The sequence below is a fragment of the Vibrio sp. L5-1 genome (assembly GCF_021728315.1).
Lineage (GTDB): Bacteria > Pseudomonadota > Gammaproteobacteria > Enterobacterales > Vibrionaceae > Vibrio > Vibrio splendidus_K.
In genome coordinates, this window is sequence record NZ_JAKKCQ010000001.1 from 129,241 (window position 1) to 154,451 (window position 25,211).

General features: G+C 43.2%; 22 protein-coding genes. 15 read left to right on the plus strand and 7 right to left on the minus strand.

The genetic code is table 11. The annotated features are described in order from the left end of the window. Positions 1-393: 393 nt before the first annotated feature. From L3V35_RS00465 to L3V35_RS00485, 5 genes are all read left to right on the plus strand, one after another. On the plus strand, positions 394-2,424 hold the full coding sequence (locus tag L3V35_RS00465) for a M4 family metallopeptidase (RefSeq protein ID WP_237298093.1): 2,031 nt from the start codon (positions 394-396) through the stop codon (positions 2,422-2,424). Positions 2,425-2,624: 200 nt separating this feature from the next. Continuing rightward, on the plus strand, positions 2,625-3,002 hold the full coding sequence (locus L3V35_RS00470) for a VOC family protein (RefSeq protein ID WP_237298906.1): 378 nt from the start codon (positions 2,625-2,627) through the stop codon (positions 3,000-3,002). Between the two features lie 142 nt (positions 3,003-3,144). Next, a complete protein-coding gene (locus tag L3V35_RS00475; RefSeq protein WP_171307837.1) occupies positions 3,145-3,669 on the plus strand; it encodes a hypothetical protein in 525 nt (174 codons plus the stop codon). Between the two features lie 382 nt (positions 3,670-4,051). Further along, positions 4,052-4,912 (plus strand): delta-class carbonic anhydrase, encoded by an 861-nt coding sequence (locus L3V35_RS00480; protein ID WP_017074386.1) that lies wholly within the window; start codon positions 4,052-4,054, stop codon positions 4,910-4,912. A gap of 270 nt (positions 4,913-5,182) precedes the next feature. Beyond that, a complete protein-coding gene (locus L3V35_RS00485) occupies positions 5,183-5,809 on the plus strand; it encodes a LysE family translocator (RefSeq protein WP_017094265.1) in 627 nt (208 codons plus the stop codon). A gap of 143 nt (positions 5,810-5,952) precedes the next feature. Here L3V35_RS00485 and L3V35_RS00490 read toward each other — a convergent pair whose 3' ends face one another. Beyond that, complete coding sequence (locus L3V35_RS00490; protein WP_237298094.1) at positions 5,953-6,558, minus strand: short chain dehydrogenase; 606 nt, start codon at positions 6,556-6,558, stop codon at positions 5,953-5,955. A gap of 148 nt (positions 6,559-6,706) precedes the next feature. Between L3V35_RS00490 and L3V35_RS00495 the strand changes: the two genes are divergently transcribed. The 3 genes from L3V35_RS00495 to L3V35_RS00505 all read left to right on the plus strand — a co-directional run bounded on the left by L3V35_RS00495 (position 6,707) and on the right by L3V35_RS00505 (position 10,457). After that, complete coding sequence (locus L3V35_RS00495) at positions 6,707-7,591, plus strand: LysR family transcriptional regulator (RefSeq protein WP_237298095.1); 885 nt, start codon at positions 6,707-6,709, stop codon at positions 7,589-7,591. Positions 7,592-8,007: 416 nt separating this feature from the next. After that, positions 8,008-9,534: a methyl-accepting chemotaxis protein gene (locus tag L3V35_RS00500; protein WP_237298908.1), complete on the plus strand. Its 1,527-nt coding sequence runs from the start codon at positions 8,008-8,010 to the stop codon at positions 9,532-9,534. 359 nt (positions 9,535-9,893) lie between these two features. Then, positions 9,894-10,457 carry a type II secretion system protein gene (locus L3V35_RS00505; RefSeq protein ID WP_267136071.1) on the plus strand — a complete coding sequence of 188 codons (564 nt, stop codon included), beginning with the start codon at positions 9,894-9,896 and terminating at the stop codon, positions 10,455-10,457. Between the two features lie 97 nt (positions 10,458-10,554). Here L3V35_RS00505 and L3V35_RS00510 read toward each other — a convergent pair whose 3' ends face one another. Further along, positions 10,555-11,937 carry an MATE family efflux transporter gene (locus tag L3V35_RS00510; RefSeq protein WP_017082305.1) on the minus strand — a complete coding sequence of 461 codons (1,383 nt, stop codon included), beginning with the start codon at positions 11,935-11,937 and terminating at the stop codon, positions 10,555-10,557. 399 nt (positions 11,938-12,336) lie between these two features. Between L3V35_RS00510 and L3V35_RS00515 the strand changes: the two genes are divergently transcribed. Together L3V35_RS00515 and L3V35_RS00520 are read left to right on the plus strand one after the other, a co-directional pair. Continuing rightward, complete coding sequence (locus tag L3V35_RS00515; protein ID WP_054546924.1) at positions 12,337-12,999, plus strand: hypothetical protein; 663 nt, start codon at positions 12,337-12,339, stop codon at positions 12,997-12,999. 401 nt (positions 13,000-13,400) lie between these two features. Then, positions 13,401-13,991 (plus strand): hypothetical protein, encoded by a 591-nt coding sequence (locus tag L3V35_RS00520; protein WP_054546923.1) that lies wholly within the window; start codon positions 13,401-13,403, stop codon positions 13,989-13,991. A 383-nt stretch (positions 13,992-14,374) separates the two neighbouring features. Here L3V35_RS00520 and gcvP read toward each other — a convergent pair whose 3' ends face one another. The 3 genes from gcvP to L3V35_RS00535 form a co-directional block, all read right to left on the minus strand. After that, complete coding sequence (gene gcvP / locus L3V35_RS00525) at positions 14,375-17,254, minus strand: aminomethyl-transferring glycine dehydrogenase (protein WP_237298097.1); 2,880 nt, start codon at positions 17,252-17,254, stop codon at positions 14,375-14,377. Positions 17,255-17,343: 89 nt separating this feature from the next. Further along, entirely contained in the window at positions 17,344-17,724 is a 381-nt protein-coding gene (gene gcvH / locus L3V35_RS00530; protein ID WP_017074376.1) for a glycine cleavage system protein GcvH, read from the minus strand. A 51-nt stretch (positions 17,725-17,775) separates the two neighbouring features. Further along, entirely contained in the window at positions 17,776-19,068 is a 1,293-nt protein-coding gene (locus tag L3V35_RS00535) for a serine hydroxymethyltransferase (RefSeq protein WP_017082299.1), read from the minus strand. A 440-nt stretch (positions 19,069-19,508) separates the two neighbouring features. Here L3V35_RS00535 and L3V35_RS00540 point away from each other — a divergent pair, with 440 nt between their 5' ends. The 3 genes from L3V35_RS00540 (at position 19,509) to L3V35_RS00550 (ending at position 23,083) form a co-directional block, all read left to right on the plus strand. Beyond that, complete coding sequence (locus L3V35_RS00540) at positions 19,509-20,132, plus strand: XRE family transcriptional regulator (protein ID WP_017105927.1); 624 nt, start codon at positions 19,509-19,511, stop codon at positions 20,130-20,132. Between the two features lie 493 nt (positions 20,133-20,625). Beyond that, positions 20,626-21,759 (plus strand): glycine cleavage system aminomethyltransferase GcvT, encoded by a 1,134-nt coding sequence (gcvT, locus tag L3V35_RS00545; RefSeq protein WP_237298098.1) that lies wholly within the window; start codon positions 20,626-20,628, stop codon positions 21,757-21,759. Between the two features lie 265 nt (positions 21,760-22,024). Next, complete coding sequence (locus L3V35_RS00550) at positions 22,025-23,083, plus strand: trypsin-like serine protease (RefSeq protein WP_237298099.1); 1,059 nt, start codon at positions 22,025-22,027, stop codon at positions 23,081-23,083. A gap of 100 nt (positions 23,084-23,183) precedes the next feature. Here the strand turns inward: L3V35_RS00550 and L3V35_RS00555 are convergent, their stop codons facing one another. Further along, positions 23,184-23,510 carry a hypothetical protein gene (locus L3V35_RS00555; protein ID WP_065206070.1) on the minus strand — a complete coding sequence of 109 codons (327 nt, stop codon included), beginning with the start codon at positions 23,508-23,510 and terminating at the stop codon, positions 23,184-23,186. Positions 23,511-23,711: 201 nt separating this feature from the next. Here L3V35_RS00555 and L3V35_RS00560 point away from each other — a divergent pair, with 201 nt between their 5' ends. Continuing rightward, on the plus strand, positions 23,712-24,029 hold the full coding sequence (locus tag L3V35_RS00560; RefSeq protein WP_004730913.1) for a helix-turn-helix transcriptional regulator: 318 nt from the start codon (positions 23,712-23,714) through the stop codon (positions 24,027-24,029). A gap of 56 nt (positions 24,030-24,085) precedes the next feature. Here L3V35_RS00560 and arfB read toward each other — a convergent pair whose 3' ends face one another. Beyond that, complete coding sequence (gene arfB / locus L3V35_RS00565; protein ID WP_146455665.1) at positions 24,086-24,496, minus strand: alternative ribosome rescue aminoacyl-tRNA hydrolase ArfB; 411 nt, start codon at positions 24,494-24,496, stop codon at positions 24,086-24,088. A gap of 87 nt (positions 24,497-24,583) precedes the next feature. Here arfB and L3V35_RS00570 point away from each other — a divergent pair, with 87 nt between their 5' ends. After that, the gene (locus L3V35_RS00570; RefSeq protein WP_237298910.1) at positions 24,584-25,189 is read left to right on the plus strand and encodes a beta-phosphoglucomutase family hydrolase; all 606 of its coding nucleotides are present in this window, start codon (positions 24,584-24,586) and stop codon (positions 25,187-25,189) included. The last annotated feature ends 22 nt before the right edge of the window (positions 25,190-25,211 follow it).

Sequence of the window (25,211 nt, forward strand, 5' to 3'; positions counted from 1 at the left end):
AAGTACCAGCAAGCACTCATCATGGTTATTCTTCGGAAGGTAATCATGGAATTCAAACCGTTGAATTTGTCGACGCTGCGCTTTCGTCGTCGTTAACCCAAAGAGGCGACGAATAATGTTCAATCTTTGGGTTCAGTTCTTTGTATATGGATATAAAAGACATGAGGATAAATTCGTGTTTTCTCGTTCTTCTTATTACATTGCTTCAGTTAACCATCAGATTTTACTTACTTTTTTTGACTGCATGTCTCAGTTCGTCTTGCTCCAGTAATTATGTTTTGAATTAAGCTCACGTATGCAACTAGGTTTATTTCTATATGTGGAATATCTATCGTTAAGATACGCGCTCATCAAGTTGGTGAATTTGTAAAACATAATTATAAAAGGTTACATATGCGTAGTGCACATTTAATAATGCTATTCCCGATAGCGTTTACTTCTCAAGCTGCTAATGTTGTTGACTATTCGAAGGTTGACTTGTCTAAAGTACTTAATAATACAAAACAAGGGCTTACAGTAGCCAGTGAACCACTGTCTTATCAAGATATAAGCCGAGTAAACACCAATACAACAACACTTTTACGTAAGAAGCAGATCCATTATGGAATCCCTGTTTATGGACAATCTGTGGTCGTTGATCTTTCTAAGCAAGGTGTGGCAAAGGCTGTTGATGGCCAAGTGTTAACCGGTATTGAGTCAGATATTGGTTCAACACTGCCCATGATTAATGCTAAACAGGCCGTTGATATTGCGAAGTCACAACACAAAGGTATTGCCGCGGCTACTATCCGTGACCCTCACACTGAGCTTGTTATTTGGCTTGATGATCAGCAGTCTGCTCGGCTCATCTATAAAATTGATTTCTTACAGACTAAAGGGATGGCTCCTTCAAGGCCGATTACGCTTGTGGATGCTAAATCTGGTGAGCTATTGGAACAGTGGGAAGGCATCGCTTTTCTTGAGGCTGAAGGTCCTGGCGGTAACGAAAAAAGTGGGCGTTATTATTTTGGCTCAAACACACAGTATGGCGGTTTTCAGGTTAACCCGTATTGCCAAATGGACAGCGAGAACGTCGTTACTCTGAACATGAACAATCAGCAAAGCTCTGGGCAGATACATCAATTTAGCTGTAGCGATAATAATGGCGTGAACGTTAACAATTATCGCGCAGTGAATGGTGCGTATGCGCCGATGAATGACGCTCATTATTTTGGCCAACGTGTATTCGACATGTACCAAGATTGGCTAAATACACGTCCGATTAAACAAAAGCTCACGATGCGTGTTCACTATGGTTCAAATTATGGGAACGCATTTTGGGACGGTCGTCAAATGACATTCGGCGATGGTAACCAATCGATGTATCCGCTAGCAACATGGGATGTGATCGCCCATGAAGTCAGCCACGGCTTTACCGAACAAAACTCAGGCTTAGAATATCGTGGAATGTCGGGAGGAATGAATGAATCCTTTTCTGATGTGGCAGCAGCAGCATTAAGTGAATATGTGCACGGTAGCTTCAATTGGAAGATGGGCGAACATGTGATGAAACATAGTGATGCAATGCGTTACTTCATTCAACCAAGCCAAGATGGTGTGTCTATTGACCACGTCAACCAGTACTACAACGGCATTGATGTTCACCATAGTTCAGGCATTTTCAATAAAGCGTTCTACCATTTATCAACAAGCAATAACTGGGGAATTAAGAAAGCTTTTGAGGCCTACGCGACCGCTAACCAACTTTATTGGACACCTAACTCGGATTTCCAACAAGGTGCTGACGGTGTCTGCAAAGCGGCCCAAGATCTTGGTTATGAAACCTCTGCGGTAAGGATTGCTTTTAACGAAGTAGGCATTGATGTAGAACACTGTGGTTCTGGTCAGCCTAATCCACCATTACCATCACCAAATTCAGACGTTGTGGACCTAGAGATCAATATGCCAACGCCTATCTTGAGTGACGGCGCGGATCAGCAACAGTTCGTTCTCAAAAACACACCAGCCGATGAGGTATGGGTGCAGACTTATAATGGGTACGGTGAAGTAGATATGTACGTTGCGATCGGTCGACCAGCCACGCTGAGTGACTACGATTGTGCGTCAACTAATCAAGGTAACCGAGAATATTGTGGTCTCAATGGTGTAACGGGTGCCGACATTTACGTGATGGCTTCTGGGGCTCAAGCTTCGATGGATGCGTATGTTGCTGTGAGTGCTGACCTAGAAGCTCCTCAACCTGAGCCACAACCAGAACCACAAGGTTTGTGCGATAACCTTCAAGAGTGGAACCCAAATTACTATTACCCCGCGGGCACAGCAATTCAATATTATGGCAATAGATTCTCAGCGTCTGCGGATAACTGGGGAGCCGACCCGTTCAACAATTATTGGTACTGGGTATTTGAAGGTACTTGTGACTAGTTAAAACGACTTAAAGTGATTCAAGTTAGCTAAAACCTATGAGAAGGGAGCGCAGTCTGTGCTCCCTTTATTCGTTCAAAGTGAGAAGTGAAGGTGTACGCTTATCTTGTGTTAGCAAACCCAACATTAGAGTATGTAACTTAGCGTTATTCAGCATTTTATATTCAACATTTAGTAACGACGAGATAAGGATGATTAAATTGGAAATTAGCCATTTGGACCATTTGGTATTAACCGTTAAAGACTTATCCGTGACGGTGGATTTTTATCACAACGTGTTAGGTATGAAGCCAATCCAATTCGGTGAAGGGCGTTTGGCTTTATCGTTTGGTAATCAAAAGATTAATCTTCATCAAAGAGGTAATGAGTTCGAGCCAAAGGCTGAGTGCGTGCAAGCTGGCAGTGCCGATCTCTGCTTTATTACCAATACGCCCATGATTGATGTTATTGAGCATATCCAAGTGCAAGGAGTCGTGATAGAAGAGGGACCAGTACCGCGAACAGGCGCAACGGGTAAAATCGTTTCTGTCTATGTTCGAGACCCTGATGGTAACCTGATTGAAATATCCAATTACTAGATGTTGGAGAGAGCAAAATACCAGACCGTTTAATAGAAACTTAATAGCACACCAACTGCCTTTAGAGCCAATAGATGCTGGATGTTGAAAGCCAAATAAATTACAATCGAACAATGTTTGATTAATTCAAAATCTAATCCCTATGCTGAGAAATTTAATCACATTCATCGTTAGCCTATTTCTTTTGACGGCTTGTTCTACAACGAGCAACAATCAACTTGATGATAAGACATTAAGTAACGAAGACACTGTATCTAAAAGTGTAGAGGAAGAGACCAATCTAGACATTAGTACAGAAACAAACTCCGGTACTGACGCAAATGCTAAAACGGGTGATGAGCCTTTATATGATGCTGGTGGCAACGATGATTCTAATGTGCTCCCAAATTCCAAAGCGAACCTAGAACCAAATACGACTTTAGATGTAAATACATCGTCTGACTCAAATGAAGATTCGAATACACACACTAAGACAGAGCTTACATCAACAGAAACCTCTCAAATAACGGCAAAACACGCGGCCGATGAGCACGATAGTGAAAAGGGCATAGGAAACTATTTCTTGCAAAATAATGAACCAACCAAGAAGGTCATTAAATCGTTAGAGGGTGTGACAGACACATTGAACATTCTGACCTTCGGGATATTTGCGACGGGCCATGGATAAGCAAGTTGGGGGCGAGCTCTAAGCTAAACTTTGTAATGAAGCGATGAAGGCGAGCTAAGTGGTTCGCCTTTTTTATATCGCAGCCTAATTAACTCATCGTTCTGTTGGCTATTATGTTTGTTGTTCAATATCCACAACTCTATCTGATTAAGTCAAAACACAGTCAACTAAAGTAGGAATTTTCTCGTTCTGGAAGGGACTAGTCGTATTTACTGTATTCGACTTGTTATATGCATCAAGGCTTTTAATACTCTTACCCAAAAGTAAGCAATGAAATCTAATCTTGCTAAGACAATGTCTTATATTCACTTTGGAGCATAGTAATATGTTTGTTGTGAAGTTCGATGTTTAGATTAAGTTATCAATATTCTAGGGAAGAGATATGAAGAACAAGAGTGTGTTTTTAAGCGTTGCGATGGTCATGTTATCGGCTCAAGCAAATGCATCTAGCGCGAATCATGAAGCTGTTTCAGATGGAGTTATCGCCGAACAAAGAGCGAACCTTTCTGAAAATACTCAAGGGAAAGGTTTTGGACCGCAAGCCCCACGAGATTTGGACTCTTTAAAGGGAACTAACGCCCGCCTGTTTTCGGATGCGCCAGATTCAACAGCAATGAACTTATGTAATATTCACTTTCACAAGAACGCCGAGCATAAAGGGGGTGAGTTTACTCAATACGCTGGCAATGGTGATGGAAAGGGCTTCCAAAGTGGTTTCAAATACACAGGTAAGCTAAGTGCGGCTGAACTTAATCCATTTGATCAAAAGGTTTGTCCAAGTGATCATGGTTCTCTTCACTCGGGAGATACTATTGAGGTGCATTACGTGTATTCAACGGCGCAAGTTGAACCGGGTGAAACATTGGGCGCTTGTTTTAACGATGCGATTACCAATCCACAATTGCGTGTTGAAACTCAAGTCTATGTATTAGTTAATGACGACAAAGCTCTCGACTTCGAAGCATTAGCGAAACACTCTAAAGTCAACGGTTTAAACCAAGCCCCGAACATTCCACAAAATACGGGCTCAGCGATTCAATACGCAGGCTCTACAACGGGCCCTGGCTACAATGAACAAGGTTCACCGTTCCAAGTAACATGGAGCGTGAGACCACAAGTAGCGAAAGTAAACATTGCGACGGTTGGCAGCTGGTGTGAAGGCAATGACTTCAACGAAGATCACGCGCATGGTGTGAGAAACATAGTTGTAAACCCAGAGTTGTTGTCACCAATAGCGAACTAATCTTGTTACGTTGATTTGTAATCAATATTTTTCAAAGGCGAGCCACTAGGTTCGCCTTTTTTGTGTCTTAACGAAAAACGCTCAGTTTCAGTTTCAGTTTCAGTTTCAGCTTTAGGCTTAGGCTTAGGCTTAGCGGGGAAATTACGTGTGACACTTATTCTAAACATGAGTTGTGTTAAACGTGCTTAGTCAAAAACGTTCTTTACCCGAATCGAAGCTCCATGATACGTTCATGATCAATTATGTTGGGTTATAGATAAGGACAGTCCAATGTCATTAGAAGGTGCGATTACATTCTTTATTGCCATGTTTATATTTGGTATTACTCCGGGGCCTGGCGTGTTTGCCATTTTAGCTCGTGGCATGGTTAACGGTTGGCGAAAGTGCATCACTCTCTCGTTGGGGATGATATGCAGTGATCTTATCTATCTTGCGCTTGCCTGTTTTGGTCTCGCGACGATTGCTGAGAACTGGTCGTTTGCTTTTGAGGTAATTCGCTACGTTGGTGCGGCTTATTTGATTTACTTAGGCTACAAGATGTTTAAGAGCCTACCGGAAGTGCAAGGCTCAGCGGAGCTCGCTGCCAAACAAAGTCAGAAATCGGAACTCGCCAGTTTCGCACAAGGCTTTTTGATCTCAGCATCAAACCCTAAAGTGATTCTCTTTTATATTTCATTTTTGCCGACCTTCGTCGACCTGACTGTTTTGCGCTCACAAGACATCGTCTTGGTTTCTGTTTTGGCGGCTGTTGCGCTGATGTCTGGTTTAATGCTCATTGCAATGGGCGCGGGCAGAATGGCCAGTTTACTTAAAACGCCACGTGCACATAAAAGGTTGAACCAAAGTGCTGGTGGAATAATGATTGCGGCTGGCTCATATTTGGCGATAAATCGATAAACACGACTTTTTAAGCACGACTCTTTAAACAAGAAGGCGAACCGAATGGCTCGCCTTTTTTGTTAGAGAGAAATGGACTATGTGCTTGTAAAAACAATTCTTATAAAAAGCGAGCGCTTATAAATACGGTTCATTTGCTAAATCTAAGCATCTACAAAAATCACTTCACCGGTAATGAAGCCATCGACAGAACGCTCGAAGGCTTTACCAACTAATTTGCTCGGTACAGGTTCAAAGCCTGGCATCATTTCACCGTAAACATCCCATGCTTCAGCAAGAACCGTTGGGTTGATTACATTGATACGTGTGTTTCTTGGCATTTCATAAGCGACAGTCTTAACGAAGGTATCAATTGCGCCGCTGGTGGTTGCGTCAGCAATAGCGAAAGGGATTGGTTTAACGTTCAATATGCCACTAATCAGCGTAAATGAACCACCGTCACCGATGTACTTTTGGCCGATACGAACAAGGTTAATTTGTCCCATCATTTTGCTCATTACTGTAGTCATCCACTGTTCTTCCGTCATATCTGCAAAGGTATTGTATTCGCAAAGGCCGACGGTGTTCACAACCGCATCAAAGTGTCCCACTTTCTTGTAAAGCGCCTCAATTGATTGTAGGTCAGTGATGTCAACAATATGGTCGACATCGCCAGAGCGACCCGCAGTGATAACGTTATGATTGCCTAAGCCCATTAATGCTGCTTGACCCATCTTGCCACGTGCGCCAATTAGAATGATTGTTTTCATGTTGTTCTCCGATCTGTATATGTTTCGATGGAAGAACTTTAACCAAATAGCTAAACAAGTAGAAACAAAGCTTAGTTGTGAGTGTTACTGGTTTTACTTGTTGAGTGTTACACTGATATGGAATCCAACTTCACCGAAGCGAGTGCGTGTGAGCAAACTAGACCGATTAGACATAAAGCAACTTAGAGTTTTCCAAGCTTTAATCCGTGAAGAGAACGCGTCTAAAGCTGCGAATCAATTGGGGCTGACCCAGCAAGCTGTTAGTGAGCATTTGAAGAAGCTGCGAGAAGTGTTCGACGATAGGCTGTTTGTGAGAAAAACCAACGGCTTTGTTCCGACCACCTTCGCACAAGAGTTATCTGTTGGTGTTGATCGTTTACTGATCGATTTCAATTTGTTGTTATCTAGAACAAATTTCATACCAGAGAAAGCTAACGGGACGTTTGTGATTGCGGCGACGGATTATGCCCAGCAGATCATCCTACCAAGCTTAATTGCAAAGCTAAGGGAGCAAGCGCCAGAGTTAAAGTTGATTGTGCGTGACTTCGAAATCGACAATCTGCACGAGCTAATGGAAAGCGGCAAGGTTAACTTAGCGATCGCGTTTCCGGACTACATTCCAAGCAGCTACAAAGTAATCACGCTGTTTGAAGAGCACCATGTGTGTGTTGCATCACCTCATTCTTCAATAGCACAAATCACGCCTTCATTAGAGGAGGTGGCGACCTATCCAACCATTATTGCTTCACCATCGCGTCCAAACTTCAAAGGGTCGATTGATGAATGGTTCGGTCAGTTTGGGCTAAAGCGTAACGTGGTGGTATCTGCACCGTGTTTCTCTATCGTACCTATGTATTTAAACACTACTGACTCTATTGCTTTCTTACCATCAAGGGCAATCGAAGGGCTGAACTTGGTGACTATTCCAATGGAACAATCACCCGAGAGTTTTGATGTGATAGCCGCATGGCACCCAAGGTATAACGATGATCCGCTACAAAAATGGGTGACGTCTTTGTTAGAAGTCGATTAATGGGAAGAGTGTTTTTGTATCGCAGCGAACTAAAGAAGGCTCTTATTGGGCTGTCTATGTGATTAGGTTAGATTAGGTATATCGACCTGAACCGCCGCTACTTTAATTGGTGTTCTTGCACTTATTTGTTCATCGACATTTTTTTCTTCTAACCTGAACTCCAACTACTTGATTTCCAGTTAATTGACCTTTATTGAAGAATTTTACGTGTTGCATAAACGTGATCAATATATGTTTTTTGTATTCTTCGGCTAAAGTTATCGGGCTTTTTACAGATAAAGGAATAGAGGCGAGCTCTAACACGAGATAAAACGTGCGAGCTTTGGTTTCGCTTTTTGAAACCTTTAGAGAACTTTTAACAAACTTGCGTCGAGACAACCTAAATGAAGAAAACAATCCTATTTGCCGTTTTTATTATGTTTGGCATTGCCGTCGCTGCGAGTATGGCGTCAACTTATTTCATTTCAAGCGAAAAAATTGATGAGATAATATTGAACAAATCTCAAGTTCAAGCTGAATTTTTGGCTGGGAATGCTGGGTATATCTTAGAGAATTCGGACAATCCAGTTCAAGATTTACAAAAGCTGGTGGGCGAGCTGAAACAGCGGTCTGATGTCACTTATGCCATTGTTATCGATAGTAACGTAAGTGCTATTGCTCACAGCGATAAAAATAAACTTAATAAGGTTTACGAAGATAGCTATACCGTTAAAGGTGCAACCCAAGGCGTACAACAGTATTCAAAATGGTACGCTGATGTTCAAAAAGTATGGGTGTTTGACATCATGGCACCTATCTACGTCAACGGTGAGCTGTACGGCACCTTTGATATCGGCATTCCTATCACAGAGGTTAGCCAAGCAACGAATGGCATTATTAGCTACCAGCTCGCTTCAATGGTTTTCATTTTTGTTGTTTGTCTCGTTGTTCTATCACTTCTTCTTAGTAAACTGATGCAACCTCTCTTGGTATTGAAAAATACATTGCATGATATTTCTGAAGGCGATGGTGATCTCTCAGTACGTTTGCCAATCAAAGGGAATGACGAAGTTGCTCAAATCTCATCGGCTTTCAATGTGTTCGTTGGCAAGGTGCACGAGATAATTACGCAAACAGTGAATACGGGTGTCGAATTAAATAAGACCGCTATTGGGCTTCGTGAACAGTCGCAGCAAGCATTGCAAAGAGGGCAAGAACAGAACGAACAAACTATGTTGGTCGTGACGTCTATGAATGAAATGATTGCCACGGTTAATGAAATTGCATCTAGCGCGGCTGGTGCTGCAAGCGCGGCAAACATGGCAGCGAGTGAAACTCAAGAAGGTCATAAGACGATTGAGAAGACCACGACTTCAATCTCGAACCTTGAAGCCGAAATGAATAGTGCTTCTGACATCATTGTGAGCCTTGCTGAAAATACTCAGTCGATCGGTACTATTCTTGACGTTATTCGAGGTATCTCTGAGCAAACGAACTTGCTGGCACTTAATGCTGCAATTGAAGCTGCACGTGCTGGTGAAGCTGGCCGAGGCTTTGCTGTCGTTGCTGATGAAGTTCGTAACCTAGCGACAAAAACAGCACAATCTACCGATGAAATTGACACTATGATCAACCAACTTCAAACCGAAGCTAAGAACGCTGTTAGTTCGATGAGTAATAGTAAGAGCTTAATTGAAGAGGGTACGACTGAAACTGAAATGGCTCGCCAAGCTTTGGAAAAAATTTCCACGCAAGTATTAGCTATTCTCGATATTAACACGCAAGTCGCAACGGCAACGGAGCAGCAATCAGCGGTAGCGAATGAAATTAATATGAACATGGATACGGTTAATAGCTCAGTCAAAAACGGTTTGAGCGCAAGTGAGAAATTAGAGCAATCAAGTCAGCAGCTGGCAGAGTTGTCACAAGTTCTCGATCGTTATGTCGGTTCATTTAAAATCTAGACTTCCCAACATATCTCTTTAAGAGATGTGTGAGTCTCCAGTTATTTAATAGCGCTTATGTCATACATGAGCGCTATTTTTTTGCGACATGCCGACGCAGATACTCCGATAGAGCGCAACAGAAATGAAGAATGTACCTGCAGTGTAATATCGACAATTTAGCTCATTCAAAACAACGCGATCAAATAAGACAGCGACAACAAGGTGCTAATTTTCATCCTCCCATGCGCAAGGTCTAAAAATCGACTAAACAACAGCTCTGACGTGACACATAAGGTGTTCCGCATCTCATCACGATGTATAGTTATTGATAATTCATTCAGTAATTGTATCTGTAGCTGTCAGTTGATGTGGGTGTTATGAAGAAAAACGGATTTACTTTAATGGAATTAATCATTGTGATCGTGATACTCGGAGTATTGGCCGTTACCGCTGCCCCGAGGTTTCTCAATATTCAAGAGTCAGCAAGAGAAGCGGTACTAGAGGGGGTTGCTGGTGCTATGGAAGGCGTTATCACGCAGGTGACTTCTAAAGCCATTATTGTTGGACTTAACCCGGACGCAGCAAACCCAGGTGACCAGAGCAACTATGTGATTGACTTTGGTATTGGTAGCGTTGAAGTCGATTGGGGAACGCTATGTCCTGAAAGTCAAGGGGAGTCCGGAGACAAATTAAAAATGCTCGATTTCCTCACATTGTCAGATGATGACAGTATTATCTCAGATTATGGAAATAGACATACGGTAGTCGGATACAATCAACCTTTTAGCGACGCAGACCTGAACAGCAATAACATTACCGACGATGCCTTACCTTCGGGTTGTTATGTTATCTATGATTCTTTTGGCGGCAGGACAAGTGGAGACACATGTCCAGTAGATGGTTGTGAGTGTACAGTTCGTGTTATGAACGATGAGTGTTAAACCAAGCACATCATCTGGTTTATAGAAATTCAATAAAAAAGCGCGTTATTGCCGAGTAGCAATAACGCGCTTTTTTGTATTAGCTTAATGATTTGTCTTAGTTTACCAATGGAGCACTTGCTGGTGGCAAGTCACGCTTCTTAATCACGTATCGCAAGCGAATTAACATCAGCGTCGCTGAAACACTCAAGCCCGTTAGGATACCAATCCAAAAGCCTTCTTCACCCATTGCTGGAACAATATGGTCTGTTAGTCCTAGCACCATGCCGAGTGGCAGTGCCAAGCCCCAATATGAAGCGATGGCTAAGATCATTGGGATCTTAGTATCTTTATAACCACGTAATGCACCGTTAGCGGATGTTTGTAATGCATCGCTGAATTGGTACATCGCCGTAAAGGTTAACAACACCGCTGCCGTAGCGCTTATTGCAGGGTCGGTGGTGTAAAGCCTGATTATCCATTCAGGGAACAGTAGGAACATAGCCACTGAAAGAAGCGAGATTAAAGCTGCAACCAAGATACCGACTTTGCTACGTTCAATCGCGCCAAGTTCGTCTTTTTCACCCAAAGCGTGCCCAACACGAATTGTAATGCCAAATGATATACTCATTGGAATCACGTATGTCAGGCTCGATATATTCAGAGCAATTTGCGCCGCTGCCACGTTCTCTGCACCAATACGACCAATCATCAGAGCGATTACCGCAAAGATACTGCCACATACCGCAATGTTCATCCCGATAGGTAAACCTAACCTTAGAAGGTGAAGCATCTCTTTTGCTTTTGGTTTTGCATCGGCAAAGCTAATAATGGTCTTGTAGTGGTGATGACCTTTAATGTAGGAATACAGCATTCCCGACATTAACCAATACACCAAACTTGTTGCCCAACCACAACCTACAGCGCCCATTTCAGGGAAGCCGAACTTTCCGTAGATAAGTACGTAGTTGACCGGAATATTCACCAACAACCCAACCACAGAAATGATCATTGGTACTTTGGTATTGTTCATCCCTTCACAGAAGCCGTTCAAAGTGTAGAACAGGGCAATACCAGGCACACCAAAGGCTAGGGCAAAGGCATAATCGCTACCAATAGGGATGATCTCAGCGGCTACACCAATCCATTCTAAGATCGGTTTAGCACTCACCAAATAAGCGATAAGCAGTACACTCGCGATTAATGCTAACCAAACCATCTGGAAGAATTCAACAGAGATACTTTGAAAGTCACGTGCGCCGCGGTGGTAAGCGACAACAGGCGTTAACGCCATAATCACACCACGTAGAAGAAGTAACACTGGGATCCAAAGGCTGGTGCCAAGTGCAATAGCGGCGAGGTCGGCAGGGCTTACTTGGCCAGCCATTGTCGTATCGACAAATCCCATCGCTTGGGTCGCTATTTGAGTCAAAATGATTGGAATCGAAAGATGCATAAGTGCACCCGATTCACGAGTAAAAGGACGAAATTTCGTTAGCATGGAAGTTCACAACACCAATATAAATACACGAATGATGGCAGGATGGCCGGTGTGTATTTTAGGATGTGCCCTGTTGGGCGGGCGACAATATAAACACCTTACCGTATAGGGTCAAGCATTGGATTTATAGAGTTTAACTAGCTTTGAGATACCGGTGAGTTCTGATGGTTAGAATACAACTCTAACGTACGTAAGTAATTGATTTATCGAGAATAATAATAGACAGATAAATTCAATATTTGCCACGCTTATCACTAAGATGAAGGTATAAGTGATTGTTATGAAAAGACAAAGGCTAGTACAATTGATGGCATAGAGAATAGATAGAAAGATTCTGGATTTAAATGCAGAATTTTTTCGGTCTAAGAACTGTTAGCCATCTCATGGAACGAGGTACTCATGATAAAATTGGTTTGGCTTTTAGTGAGATTCGCAATAGTGTGTTTACTACTAGGAGTAATTATCGGTGTTTTAATATTGACCAATAGTTCGACTCCGAGATTCTTCTCCTTAGAAGTAGATGTCATTGTTTGTATTAGCATATTCTGGTGTGTTGTTGCGTATATATTGGTTCGGTTTGAAACCACGAAAGAAGCCGGAAAGTTTTTGTTCGTAAGCATACTAGGTGCGCTGGTTCTCTTAATGTACATCAAAGAACATTTCTGGTTTCAAGATATGAGAATCCATTCTTGGACAGCATTTTTAACGGTCATATTTGCGATCTCATTATTGTTCTTCGTCTTACCTCATCGGCATTTAAAACCATTATTATTCCTTTTACCTGTATCGGCATGTTCTTGGTTTTTAGTATGGGTGGGTTATAGACCTGCTAGCTTGGTTATTGCGATACTGGGAGCTAAAGGGAAACTACCAGAAGAGAACATAAACAAAGTCATTGAGCTTATGCCAGAGATTTTTCTAAGTTGTTTAACTTCGGGTGTTTTTATGGTTTTTTTAATTATGCCTTTTTATATTTTTGCAAGGTGGGGGCATGACCCGAAAGGCACCTACCAAAGCCATACAAAGCGTTTAAGAGGGATTCGCAACGCTCGGCATTTTTAAGTTTAGTGTTTACGGCGCAATGGGTTTAGTTCTGTAGCCTGTGTTGCTCACTACTTAACACGGCTACATGGGTTCCCCTGGTTGTCAAACAACCGCTAAACTTATGTTGATGGGTTTGACTGCTGCTCTACATTCTGCATACTTATCGACGATTCGCATACGTCGTGGCTCTGATGACTTTGCGCGACTGCGGTGTCTATTCGTTAGATGACATCTAGTGTGTCCGCCGCATTAACAGGTTTTCTGTGAGTGGCCTTAACCTATTGCCATAATTAAAATCTTTAATGACCCGGTGGGTTTAACTCTTTATGATACTTAGGTCTGTACTTAAACAGTATAGTTCTCCTATTCTGTTTGATTGTGTAAAAGCGACCCTACGGGAATAATTGGAGGATGTGTCTATGACTTGTCTTAAGTGCCGAGAAAAAAGTGTTACTGATTTTTGTGTCAAAGTGCCTAAAAAATTTCTGTGGTTTTCATGGTATGGATATCAAAGACAGGCCTTATGTCGAGAACATTTATTATTGGAATATCGAAAGTCATTCACTACGTCACAAGCGCGATTGGTTGTCTTCTACCCCGACTTTGAATACAAAAGAAAAGGTCTCTATCAATACCTTTCGACTCCATTGCGTGAATTTGAAGAGTTTGCCCTTCACGATAATAAACAAGGGGAAAGAAAAGAAGATTTAATCGTTCTGAAAGAGACCTTTCGAAAACTACGTGGGTTTTGCGAGAAATGCGGCAAACCGGCACAGGTTGCTTTTTTTTGCACTGGTTCTTTTGCATGGGAACAAAAACCCTTTTCACCATGCACGACAAGTGATCAGGTAATCATTTCTTCTATCTGTGCGCAGCCTGAAATTCTGTGTATGCAGTGCTGTTATTCGCAGGTTGAACCCTCATTATCCGCATGCGACTTAAAGCGAATTGGTGGAATTCACTCTCTTCCTCAACATGGAGAGCATTGTTTAATTGGGGTTGAAGAATAAAACATGGTTATATTTTGCAGAGCCGATTAAAGATAGGGCACACAAATATTACATACTAGTTCTGTTTTTGGTTGTCTCTAAGGCACTGTCGAAAGCGTCCCTTAAGGGCTCAACTCAAATTTATTGCCACAACGCCACCAGAAACACCAAAAGCCCAATCCCAAGCGTGACCTTTAGAAGTAAGCCAAGAGGGGCTCCACCTTTTGGCGCTTTGTTACAACATCCCATAATCCTTTCCTCATTCATCGTTGGATTCATTTCACCTTAAACCTTTCCCTTACGGTAAGGTCAATGCATTTGTTTACCTCGAATTTCGGACAACAAAAAAGGCGAACCGTTTGGTTCGCCTTTTGTTATGTTTCGCTGCTTAGCGCCGCTACGAATTAGTCTTCGTAGTTGTCGATGCTTGGGCAAGAACAGATTAGGTTACGGTCGCCGTATACGTTGTCTACACGGTTAACAGTTGGCCAGTACTTCGAGTTCTTCGTTGCTTTTGATGGGAAGCAAGCAAGTTCGCGAGAGTAAGGGCGATCCCATTCTGCGCCTGAAATGTCAACTTGTGTGTGTGGTGCGTTCACTAGAGGGTTGTTGTCTAGTGGCCATTCACCGGCTTTCACTGCTGCCATTTCGTGACGGATTGCGATCATCGCTTCACAGAAACGGTCTAGCTCTTCTAAATCTTCTGATTCAGTTGGTTCTACCATTAATGTGCCAGCTACTGGGAAAGACATAGTAGGCGCGTGGAAACCGAAGTCCATTAGACGCTTAGCAATATCTTCTTCGCTGATGCCTGTGTCTTCTTTAAGTGGACGAATATCGATAATACATTCGTGCGCTACGCGGCCGTTAGTGCCACGGTAAAGAACAGGGTAGTGAGGACGTAGTTTTTCCATCACGTAGTTCGCGTTCAGAATCGCTACTTTCGTTGCGTCCGTTAAGCCAGGTTCGCCCATCATTGCGATGTAAGCCCAAGAGATAGGTAGGATTGAAGCACTACCTAGATCTGCAGCTGATACCGCGTAATCTGAACCTTGTACACCGTTCTCGATGTGACCTGGTAGGAAAGGTGCTAGGTGCGATTTAACGCCGATAGGACCCATACCCGGACCGCCACCACCGTGTGGGATACAGAATGTTTTGTGCAGGTTCAAGTGAGATACGTCTGAACCGATGAAGCCAGGTGAAGTTAAGCCTACTTGAGCGTTCATGTTCGCGCCGTCTAGGTAAACCTGACCGCCCGCTGCGTGTACTTGTTCACACACTTCTTTCACTTGCTCTTCGTATACGCCGTGCGTAGAAGGGTAAGTGATCATGATGCTTGATAGGTTTTCTTTGTGCTTCTCGATTTTCGCTGCTAGGTCTGTCATGTCGATGTTGCCATCTTCATCACACTTAACAACCACTACCTTCATAGAAACCATTGATGCTGTTGCAGGGTTAGTACCGTGCGCAGAGCTTGGAATCAGACAAACGTTACGGTGAGCTTCACCGCGGCTTGCGTGGTAACGTTGAATCGCGATTAGACCTGCGTATTCACCAGATGCACCAGAGTTAGGCTGTAGTGAGAAATCGTCGTAACCAGTGATTTCACATAGCTTCTCTTTAAGATCTTTTGCTAGTGCCGTGTAACCAGCCGCTTGCTCTAGAGGTGCGAATGGGTGAATTGAACCAAACTCAGGCCATGTTACTGGGATCATCTCAGCAGCAGCGTTCAGCTTCATCGTACAGCTACCCAGTGGGATCATGCCGTGCGTTAGTGAGAAGTCTTTGTTCTCAAGCTGTTTTAAGTAACGCATCATTTGCGTTTCGCTGTGGTGCGTATTGAATACTGGGTGAGTTAGGAACTCTGATTCACGACGGCAGTTTTCTGGAATTGCTGCAAACTCGTTTGATGCAATGTCAGAAGATAGTGCTTGAATGTCTTCTTTCACGTCGAAGATTGCGAACAGTGCGTTCACGTCGTCGATCGTTGTTGTTTCATCTAAGCTGATACCGATTTTACCAACAAGTCGACGAAGGTTGATGTCTGCTGCTTGCGCTTTCGCGTACAGTGCATCTGTCTTGTCTTCTGTGTTCAGCGTAATAGTATCAAAGAAGCTGTTGTTCGTTAGCTCGTAACCCGCTTTAGTCAGGCCAGCCGCTAGGATAGCTGTCATGTGGTGTGTACGACGAGCAATAGTACGTAGGCCTTCTGCACCGTGGTAAACCGCGTAGAAAGACGCCATGTTTGCTAGAAGTGCTTGAGCTGTACAGATGTTTGATGTCGCTTTCTCGCGGCGGATGTGTTGCTCACGAGTTTGCATTGCCATACGTAGCGCTTGGTTACCGTGAGTATCGATAGATACACCGATTACACGACCTGGCATTGTACGCTTATGCTTTTCACGAGTACCCATGAATGCAGCGTGTGGACCGCCGTAACCCATAGGAACGCCGAAACGTTGCGCGCTGCCGATTACTACGTCTGCGCCCATTTCACCAGCAGGCTTAAGTAGAGCAGAAGCAAGTAGATCAGTAGCAACCGTTACAAGTGTTTTGTTTGCTTGAGCTTTAGCAATGATGTCTGTTAGGTCTCGAACTTCACCCGTTGTACTAGGGTATTGAAGAAGCGCACCAAATACGTCTTGCTCTGGCAGTGTTTCAAGAGCGCCAACCATTACTTCAAAACCGATGTACTCAGCACGAGTTTTAACAACTTCTAGTGTTTGAGGGTGAACATCGTCAGCAACGAAGAATACTTTGCTCTTGCTTTTACCAGCACGTTTACACAGTGTCATCGCTTCGCCAGCCGCTGTCGCTTCATCAAGAAGGGATGCGTTTGCGATTTCCATACCGGTTAGGTCCATTACCATTTGTTGGTAATTGAGTAGAGCTTCAAGACGACCTTGAGAAATCTCTGGTTGGTATGGTGTGTAAGCTGTGTACCAGCCTGGGTTCTCTAAAACGTTACGTAGAATAACGTTTGGAGTGAATGTGTTGTAGTAGCCTTGGCCAATGAAAGTACGTTTCACTTGGTTTAGGTTAGCGATCTCTTTAAGAGAGGTCAGCATGTCCATTTCGCTCAGTGGCGCGGCAAGTGTCATTGGTTTTTCAAGACGGATTTGTGCAGGAACCGTTTCGTCGATCAGTGCGTCTAAGCTAGTCGCGTTGATCGCTTCAAGCATTTTTTGCTGGTCTGCTTTATTAGGGCCGTTATGACGAGCAACAAACTCGTTTTGAGTACCCAAGTCTTTCAGTAATTGGCTTTGAAGTAATTCAGTCATGATATGTTCTACTTTCTCTCTGGAGCCGTGAGCTAGCCCCTAAAATTAAGCTGCTCACAAGAGCAGCTTTATCGTAATGAGGTTACCTATTAGTCTTCTTCTACAGAGCTTAGGTATTCTTCCGCATCTTTAAGGTTGTTTAGTTCAGACGCATCAGACATCTTCACTTTAACAATCCAACCACCTTCATAAGATTCTTCGTTAATTAACTCTGGGCTATCTTCTAATTCTTCGTTGATTTCTACGATTTCGCCAGAGATTGGTGCGTAGATATCAGAAGCGGCTTTCACTGACTCAACGAGAGAAAAGCTTTCGCCAGCTTCAATTTCGTCTCCAGTGTCAGGCAGGTCAACAAACACAACGTCACCTAGTAGCTCTTGAGCGTGCTCAGAAATACCGATAGTTACAGTACCGTCACCGTTGTCTTTTACCCACTCGTGGCTGTCTGCAAACTTTAGTGTATTGTCCATTGCTTATTCTCCAAAAATTTATGAGGTTTTAATTTAAATCTTAAAAACGGTTTAACGGTAAAGAGGGAAGCGCTTGCAAAGCTCTTTAACTTGCTTGCGAACACGTTGCTCAACTTCAGCGTTGCCTTCAGGGCTTTCAACTAGGCCATCAAGTACATCGCCGATCCATTCACCGATAAGTTTGAATTCTTCAGTGCCAAAACCACGAGTGGTTCCAGCTGGCGTGCCTAAACGGATACCAGAAGTAATCATAGGCTTCTCTGTATCGAATGGTATGCCATTTTTGTTACATGTGATCCCAGCACGCTCTAACGCTTCTTCTGTTACGTTACCTTTCAAGCCTTTAGGGCGAAGGTCAACCAGCATTAGGTGCGTGTCTGTTCCGCCTGTCACAATGTCACAACCGCGAGTTTGCAACACTTCAGCGAGAACTTTTGCGTTATCGATCACTGAATCAATATAAGTATTAAATTCTGGGCCAAGAGCTTCGCCAAACGCGACTGCTTTCGCTGCGATAACGTGCATTAGTGGGCCGCCTTGTAGGCCTGGGAACACTGCAGAGTTAATCTTTTTGTTGATGTCTTCGTGGTTAGTCAGAATCATGCCGCCGCGTGGGCCGCGAAGTGTTTTGTGCGTTGTTGTGGTTACAACGTGTGCGTGTGGTAGTGGGCTCGGGTGAGCACCTGTCGCGATAAGACCCGCGATGTGTGCCATATCGACCATTAGGATAGCGCCAACTTCGTCAGCAATTTCGCGGAACTTAGCGAAATCAATAACGCGTGGGATAGCACTACCACCAGCAATAATCATTTTAGGTTGGCTTTCGATAGCTAAAGCACGAACTGCTTCGTAATCGATTTCTAGAGTATCGCGGTCTACGCCATATTGAACTGCGTTGAACCACTTACCAGACATTGCAGGGCGCGCACCGTGTGTAAGGTGGCCACCAGCGTCAAGGGACATACCTAGGATCGTGTCGCCAGGTTGAAGTAGGGCAAGTTTAACTGCGCCGTTTGCTTGAGCGCCAGAGTGAGGCTGTACGTTTACGTATTCACATTTGAACAGCTGCTTAGCTCGTTCAATCGCGATAGCTTCAACGGTATCTACGTGCTCACAACCACCGTAGTAGCGACGGCCTGGGTAGCCTTCAGCGTATTTGTTGGTTAGGCAAGTGCCTTGAGCTTGCATTACTGCTTTAGAAACGATGTTCTCAGAAGCAATAAGTTCGATTTGTTCGTTTTGACGAGTGTTCTCTGCTTGGATTCCAGCAAATACTGCGTCGTCAGTACCAGATAAGTTCGTAGTGAAAAAACTGTCTAAGCTATGGTTTTGGTAAGCGTTCATTGTCGAGACCTTTCATTAAGCTAATGGTGATTGTTTTTATAGTCCATTAGGTCTTAAGTTGATTTCTGCATCGGTATCGTTTGCGCTATATAGGTATAGATAAACGTGAATTGCGTTATAAATATACTCTTACAGCGTCTAAGCGATCGTTGTAGGGTCAATGCAGCACGAATTGTTTCCCAAAAGTTCGGGTAAAAAACAGCTCTTACAAATGTTAAATCTATCATTTGCTGCAAGCTGAAGTAGCATCTCTTCATCTAACAAGTCGATAACATAGCTCCGATAAAATCAATTTTCAACAAAAATTTCCAATAGGAAACAACTTTTCTTGTTTTGCTACGGGGAGCACGCTTTATTTCTCTGTGTGCTCTTTCATCAACAAAGCGCTTCATGCAACAATGAAATTAATAGACAGGAAGCAAGAAATTAATGAGGGACCTATGTCAGAAGACATTTATGATGAGTACCCATCTTTAACGTTGGCGAAGGAAACGTTAGACCAGAATATTGAACCACTTAGGCTTGGCCAGCGCATTAAAGATATCCGCGGCAAGCTTGGGATTACGCTAGAAGAAGCAAGTCAAAGAACAGGTTTAGCGCGTTCTACGCTCAGCAAAATTGAGAACGAACAAATCTCGCCAACCTTTCAGGCCATGCAAAAACTGGCGATGGGTTTGCAAATTGATATGCCTCAACTCTTTGAACCGCCAAGAAAAAAAGTTGCAACAGGACGTCGTGACTTAACCAAGGCTGGCCAAGGTAAACCACACCCAACACCGACTTATGAGCATGAACTGCTTGCCACAGAGCTTTCTAATAAGAAGATGATGCCGTTTAAGAGCCGCGTGAGAGCGCGTACTTTTGAAGAGTATAACGATTGGGTTCGCCACGACGGGGAAGAGTTCTTAATGATCATCTCTGGCGATGTGATGTTCTACTCAGAATTTTACGAACCCGTACCGATGAGTGAAGGTGATAGCATGTATTACGATGCCAATATGGGTCATATGCTTATCTCGACCAGTGCAGAAGACGCGCTCATTTTGTGGGTGACTGCAAAATAAATTAACAATCTTAGAATTTCTTATAGTGGATGCAAACGTTTGCTTTTGTTTCGAACGTTAGGCATTAGACGCGATATTGGTGTGATAATCATCAATATCGCGTTTTTGTATGTATCGAATAATTGTTTTTAAATTGTTAAATGTCACATTTTGAGCTGTTTGACTATTGTTAAGGGTGTAAAACTGACTCAGGCTTGTTTATTATAGTGAACACGGTTTACTCATGTTGATTGAAGTTTACTGAAGTGAATTCTTAGAAAGTGACTTGTAGAGCTTTTGTACAGCTAACCTGATTTATCAAGCTAACGATGTAAGCCTATATAAAAGACATCACTTTTTACTATCTACTGTTTCTAAGGTTAAGACGCCAAGGTTACTGACGCGAATACGCTGAGGTGACTAATGATGAAACTTATCGTTAGAAGCGACTCTAAATAGAGATATAAGCGGCAGACTCGATTTGGAAAGCCTGCAACGCTTCATGGAGAAGAAAATGACTCAAGAACACGCTAATCAAGACCTACTAACAACACCATTGCATGCACTTCACGTTGAAGAGGGTGCAAAAATGGTTCCTTTCGCTGGCTACGATATGCCAGTTCAGTACCCACTAGGTGTAAAGAAAGAGCACTTACACACTCGTGATGCTGCCGGTCTTTTTGATGTTTCTCACATGGGGCAACTTCGTCTTCATGGTGCGAACGCAGCTGCTGTCTTAGAATCTTTGGTTCCTGTAGATATTATTGACCTTCCTTCTGGTAAGCAGCGCTATGCGTTCTTTACTAATGAGCAGGGCGGCATTATGGATGATCTGATGGTTGCTAACCTAGGCGATCACCTGTTTGTTGTTGTGAACGCGGCTTGTAAGACACAAGATATCGACCATCTAACTGCGCACCTTCCAGCTGACGTAGAAATGGAAGTGATTGATGATCGTGCTCTATTAGCACTTCAAGGCCCTAAAGCGTCTGAAGTTCTTGCTCGTTTCCAACCAAGCGTTGCTGACATGCTGTTCATGGACGTTCAAAAAGTCGATATCGACGGCGTAGAGTGCATCGTAAGCCGCAGTGGTTATACCGGTGAAGACGGCTACGAAATCTCAGTACCGAACGATCACGCTGAAGCACTTGCTCGTAAACTAACATCAGAAGCAGAAGTAGAGTGGATTGGCCTTGGTGCTCGTGACTCACTTCGTCTTGAGTGTGGTCTATGTTTATACGGTCACGACCTAGACACAACGACAACACCAGTAGAAGCTAGCCTTCTATGGGGTATTCAAAAAGTTCGTCGTGCTGACGGTGAGCGTGCAGGCGGTTTCCCAGGCGCTGATATCATCCTTGAGCAAATCGCAACGAAAGATGTTCAACGTAAACGTGTCGGTCTAGTGGGTCAAACTAAAGCACCAGTACGTGAAGGTGCTGAATTGTTCGATGCTGAAGACAACAAGATTGGCGTTGTAACGAGCGGTACTGCGGGTCCTAACGCTGGCAAGCCTGTTTCTATGGCGTACGTTCGTACAGACCTAGCAGAAATTGGCACTGAAGTATTCGCTGACGTTCGTGGCAAGAAGCTACCAATGACAGTAGAAAAAATGCCTTTCGTACCTCAACGTTACTACCGTGGCTAATCTCTTTTAAGAGAAACCACTAAGCTAAATCAAAGCCTATTGTTTGCTTCTCTGTATTTGAGGGTGTTAACGGTAGGCTTTTTTGTTTTTCGCAACGTATAAAACTAAGGATGATTGGCTGAGATAAGTTGTCGATAAATCCGTTTATAAAATGAGAGATGTGGCCATATCGTTACAAATACTTACTATACTCAGGGTTACGCCGTGTTATGGTGTCCACATATCATTTTTATAAATAAGTCGTAGCGGTTACAAGGAGTTAACTATGAATGTGAACTATGCAGTGAGTCCGGTTCGTAAAGCCGTTTTAGGGCTTTTAGCGCCATTAATTTATACATCAAGTGTTATGGCGACGGAAAACTCGGTCGAAAGTACTCCTAATACGGGTGTAACACCTTATATCGTGAATGGTAGCAATGCTTCGGTCACTGAGTTTCCTTCGATGGCGAGCTTGTTCATTGATCGTATTGATTATGACGGTGTTTACTCTACAGGCCCTTACTGTGGAGCAACAATTTTAGATCCAACGCATATTCTGACGGCAGCACATTGTATTTACGGCAATGAAGAAGGGCAGTTATTTACGGTTGTCGTTCCTCAAATTGAAGATACTTCTCAGTTTCCTAATGGGAACATTCAAAAAGCGCGAGTCTCAGAAGTTTACTATCGCAGTGATTATTCAAATGCGTTGAGTGATCTATTACGCAATGATGTTGCTATTCTTAAGTTAGAAAGCGCACTTAATATCGATTCAGTTAACGATGTGGTTAAGCGTCCTTTCGATGAGAGTTACCGTGTTGGTGTTAATGACTTTGTTGCTGTTGGGCATGGTGATACACGATCAGGCTTTGACGGGACAACTTTGTTGCAGAAGGCTGACTTGAATTACGTAGACAACGCTACTTGTGCTTCAGCCTTTATTGATGGTTCAGCGTTAACTGATAATCAAATCTGCTTTGTTGGTGACAGGGCTACTTCTGGTTTGTACGGTGGTACGTGTCAAGGCGATTCAGGCGGCCCAGTGTATTGGAAAGATGGTGCTGATTACAGACAAGTTGGTATTACCAGCTTTGGACCAGATACTTGTGGTGGAAGTTCAACCGTAACGTCTGTATTTACGGAAATCCAAGACTATGAAGCTTGGATTGACAGTGTTATTGCTGGTACTGAAACCGCTAAGTTTGTTTCTACTGATGCTAAGCGAACAGCTTATGTGAATGCACGTACATCGACTGGCTCTGGTAGCAGTGGTGGTAGTGTTTCATTTGGTTTGCTAGGTATGCTGATGTTGTTCGCGGGTCTTAGAAAAACCGTGTTACGTTAGAACTTCAATGTTGTGAACAAGTCGACGCTGTATCTAACGATAGCGTCGACTTTTTTATGTCTGCAGGTTTAGCTGTTTAGTTATTTACTCGCTTAGTTGCTTAGTTGCTTAGTTCTACAACTGCTTTACGGCTGTACCTTTCCAGAATCTCGTCCATCTCTTTTATTGCATCGTTGATGCTTTTAATACCGCCTTGCGCGACATCTTTTTCATTTTGGTTCAACGCAGAAAAAGCCTGTCTTAATTCCTTGTCTTCCAACATGTTCCCGTGCAACAACACTTCTTTGTAAGTGAGTAGTCTATGCTGTACCGCGATAATTTGATTGCGGGTATTTTCTGATTCTAATGCGTGCTTTATGCAAGGAAATGCCAATGTATAGCGATTCGCAATTTCCAATTTGACGTCTTCATTATTCGCAATTTGCAATTTTTCTTATTTCCCAACACTTGAATATTCAAGTTTAGTAGCCTGTACGCTCACGACCGATCTAAGTGTCAAAGTTTATGAAACGTAACGTTTTTTAATAATCGAATAATATGCCTTTAATGGCGTATGTAAACCGTTGCGAGTCAATATGGTCTGCTTCTTGCTGAAATTAGGTCATAACTGTCTATTGAGGATAAGCTTATGTCACAAGAACCCATAATCATGGCGCTGATTGATCGCAGGAAGCTCGCCAATTTGTCCCAGGAAAAATTAGCCTCAAGTGCGGGAATGAGCTTAAAAACCTACCAACGAATCGAGCGTGGTGAAGCTGATATCAAAATGTCTCAGTATCGTTCGCTCACTAGGACGTTGAAAGTTACCGATTTGGATGTAGTACTGGATGTTGTTGGCGCATCACAAGCGACAGCGGAAGATGTAGCGGCGGTCAGTCGTTTACTGACCAGCGAAGAGCGCATGTTGTTAATCAAGCTGATTTTGTCGGTCAAAAAACAGCAGTAGAGTTCTGTTCAAGCAAATAGAGTTAGAGCGGTTGTTTCATGGGTGACATGAAACAATTATTCTACTCTTCCACGCAGTTGCTTGGTGGTGCTTCTTTGTTTCTTTCCTTCTAAACGTCTTTTCTGAGAGCCACGCGTCGGCTTAGTTGCTCGTCTTACTTTTTGAACTTTTGTTGCTTCCAAGATCAGTTCTTTCAAACGTACCAAAGCATCATCACGGTTTTGTTCTTGAGTTCTATACTGCTGCGCCTTAATGATAATCACACCATCTTTAGTAATGCGGCTATCTTTGTGTGCTAGCAGTTTCTCTTTATAGAAATCTGGCAGGGTGGAGTGCTTGATGTCAAAACGCAAATGTATCGCACTTGATACTTTATTGACGTTTTGGCCGCCTGCTCCTTGTGCTCTGATCGCAGTTAACTGGATTTCCCAGTCTTGAATTGAAACAGAGTTAGATATTTGTAACATAAACATCCATTTTGAACGGTAATATGGGGTCATGATACTGAATATTGGTTATGGTATCAGTAAGTTTCTCAAAGAGTGGTAGTAGTGATGAAAATAGATTTAACGGCGTATGAAGGGTTAATCTTTGACATGGATGGTACGTTGATCGATACAATGCCAGCACATGTAAAAGCGTGGCAGCAAACAGCTGATGAATTCGGTTTTCATTTTGAGGCATCTTGGCTGCACAGCTTAGGTGGCATGCCGAGTTACAAGATCGCCAGTGAAGTGAACAGTAAGTACGGTTTATCGCTCGACCCACAAGCAGTTTCTACGTTTAAGATGGCGTCGTTTGCGGCTATTGAAGATAAAGGGGACATTATCCCTTGTACTCATTCTCTGTTGTTAGAGCATTTAGGTAGCAAAAAGATTGCGGTTGGAACGGGCAGCCAGCGTAAAAGTGCCGAACAGTTGTTGGACAAAACAGATATCTTGAGCAAGCTCGATATCCTAGTGACAGCAACAGATGTTAATAATCACAAACCCAATCCAGATACCTTCTTAGATGCTTGTTTTGGTATGGGATTACAGCCAAAGCAGTGTGTTGTGTTTGAAGATACGAACTTAGGTAAACAAGCCGCTCATGCTGCGAAGATGGATTGTATTCTGGTGGTAGAAGGGAACAAGTTAGAGTTTTACCCGGCCCCAAGTTGATCGAGAGCCTAACAAGAGTGCT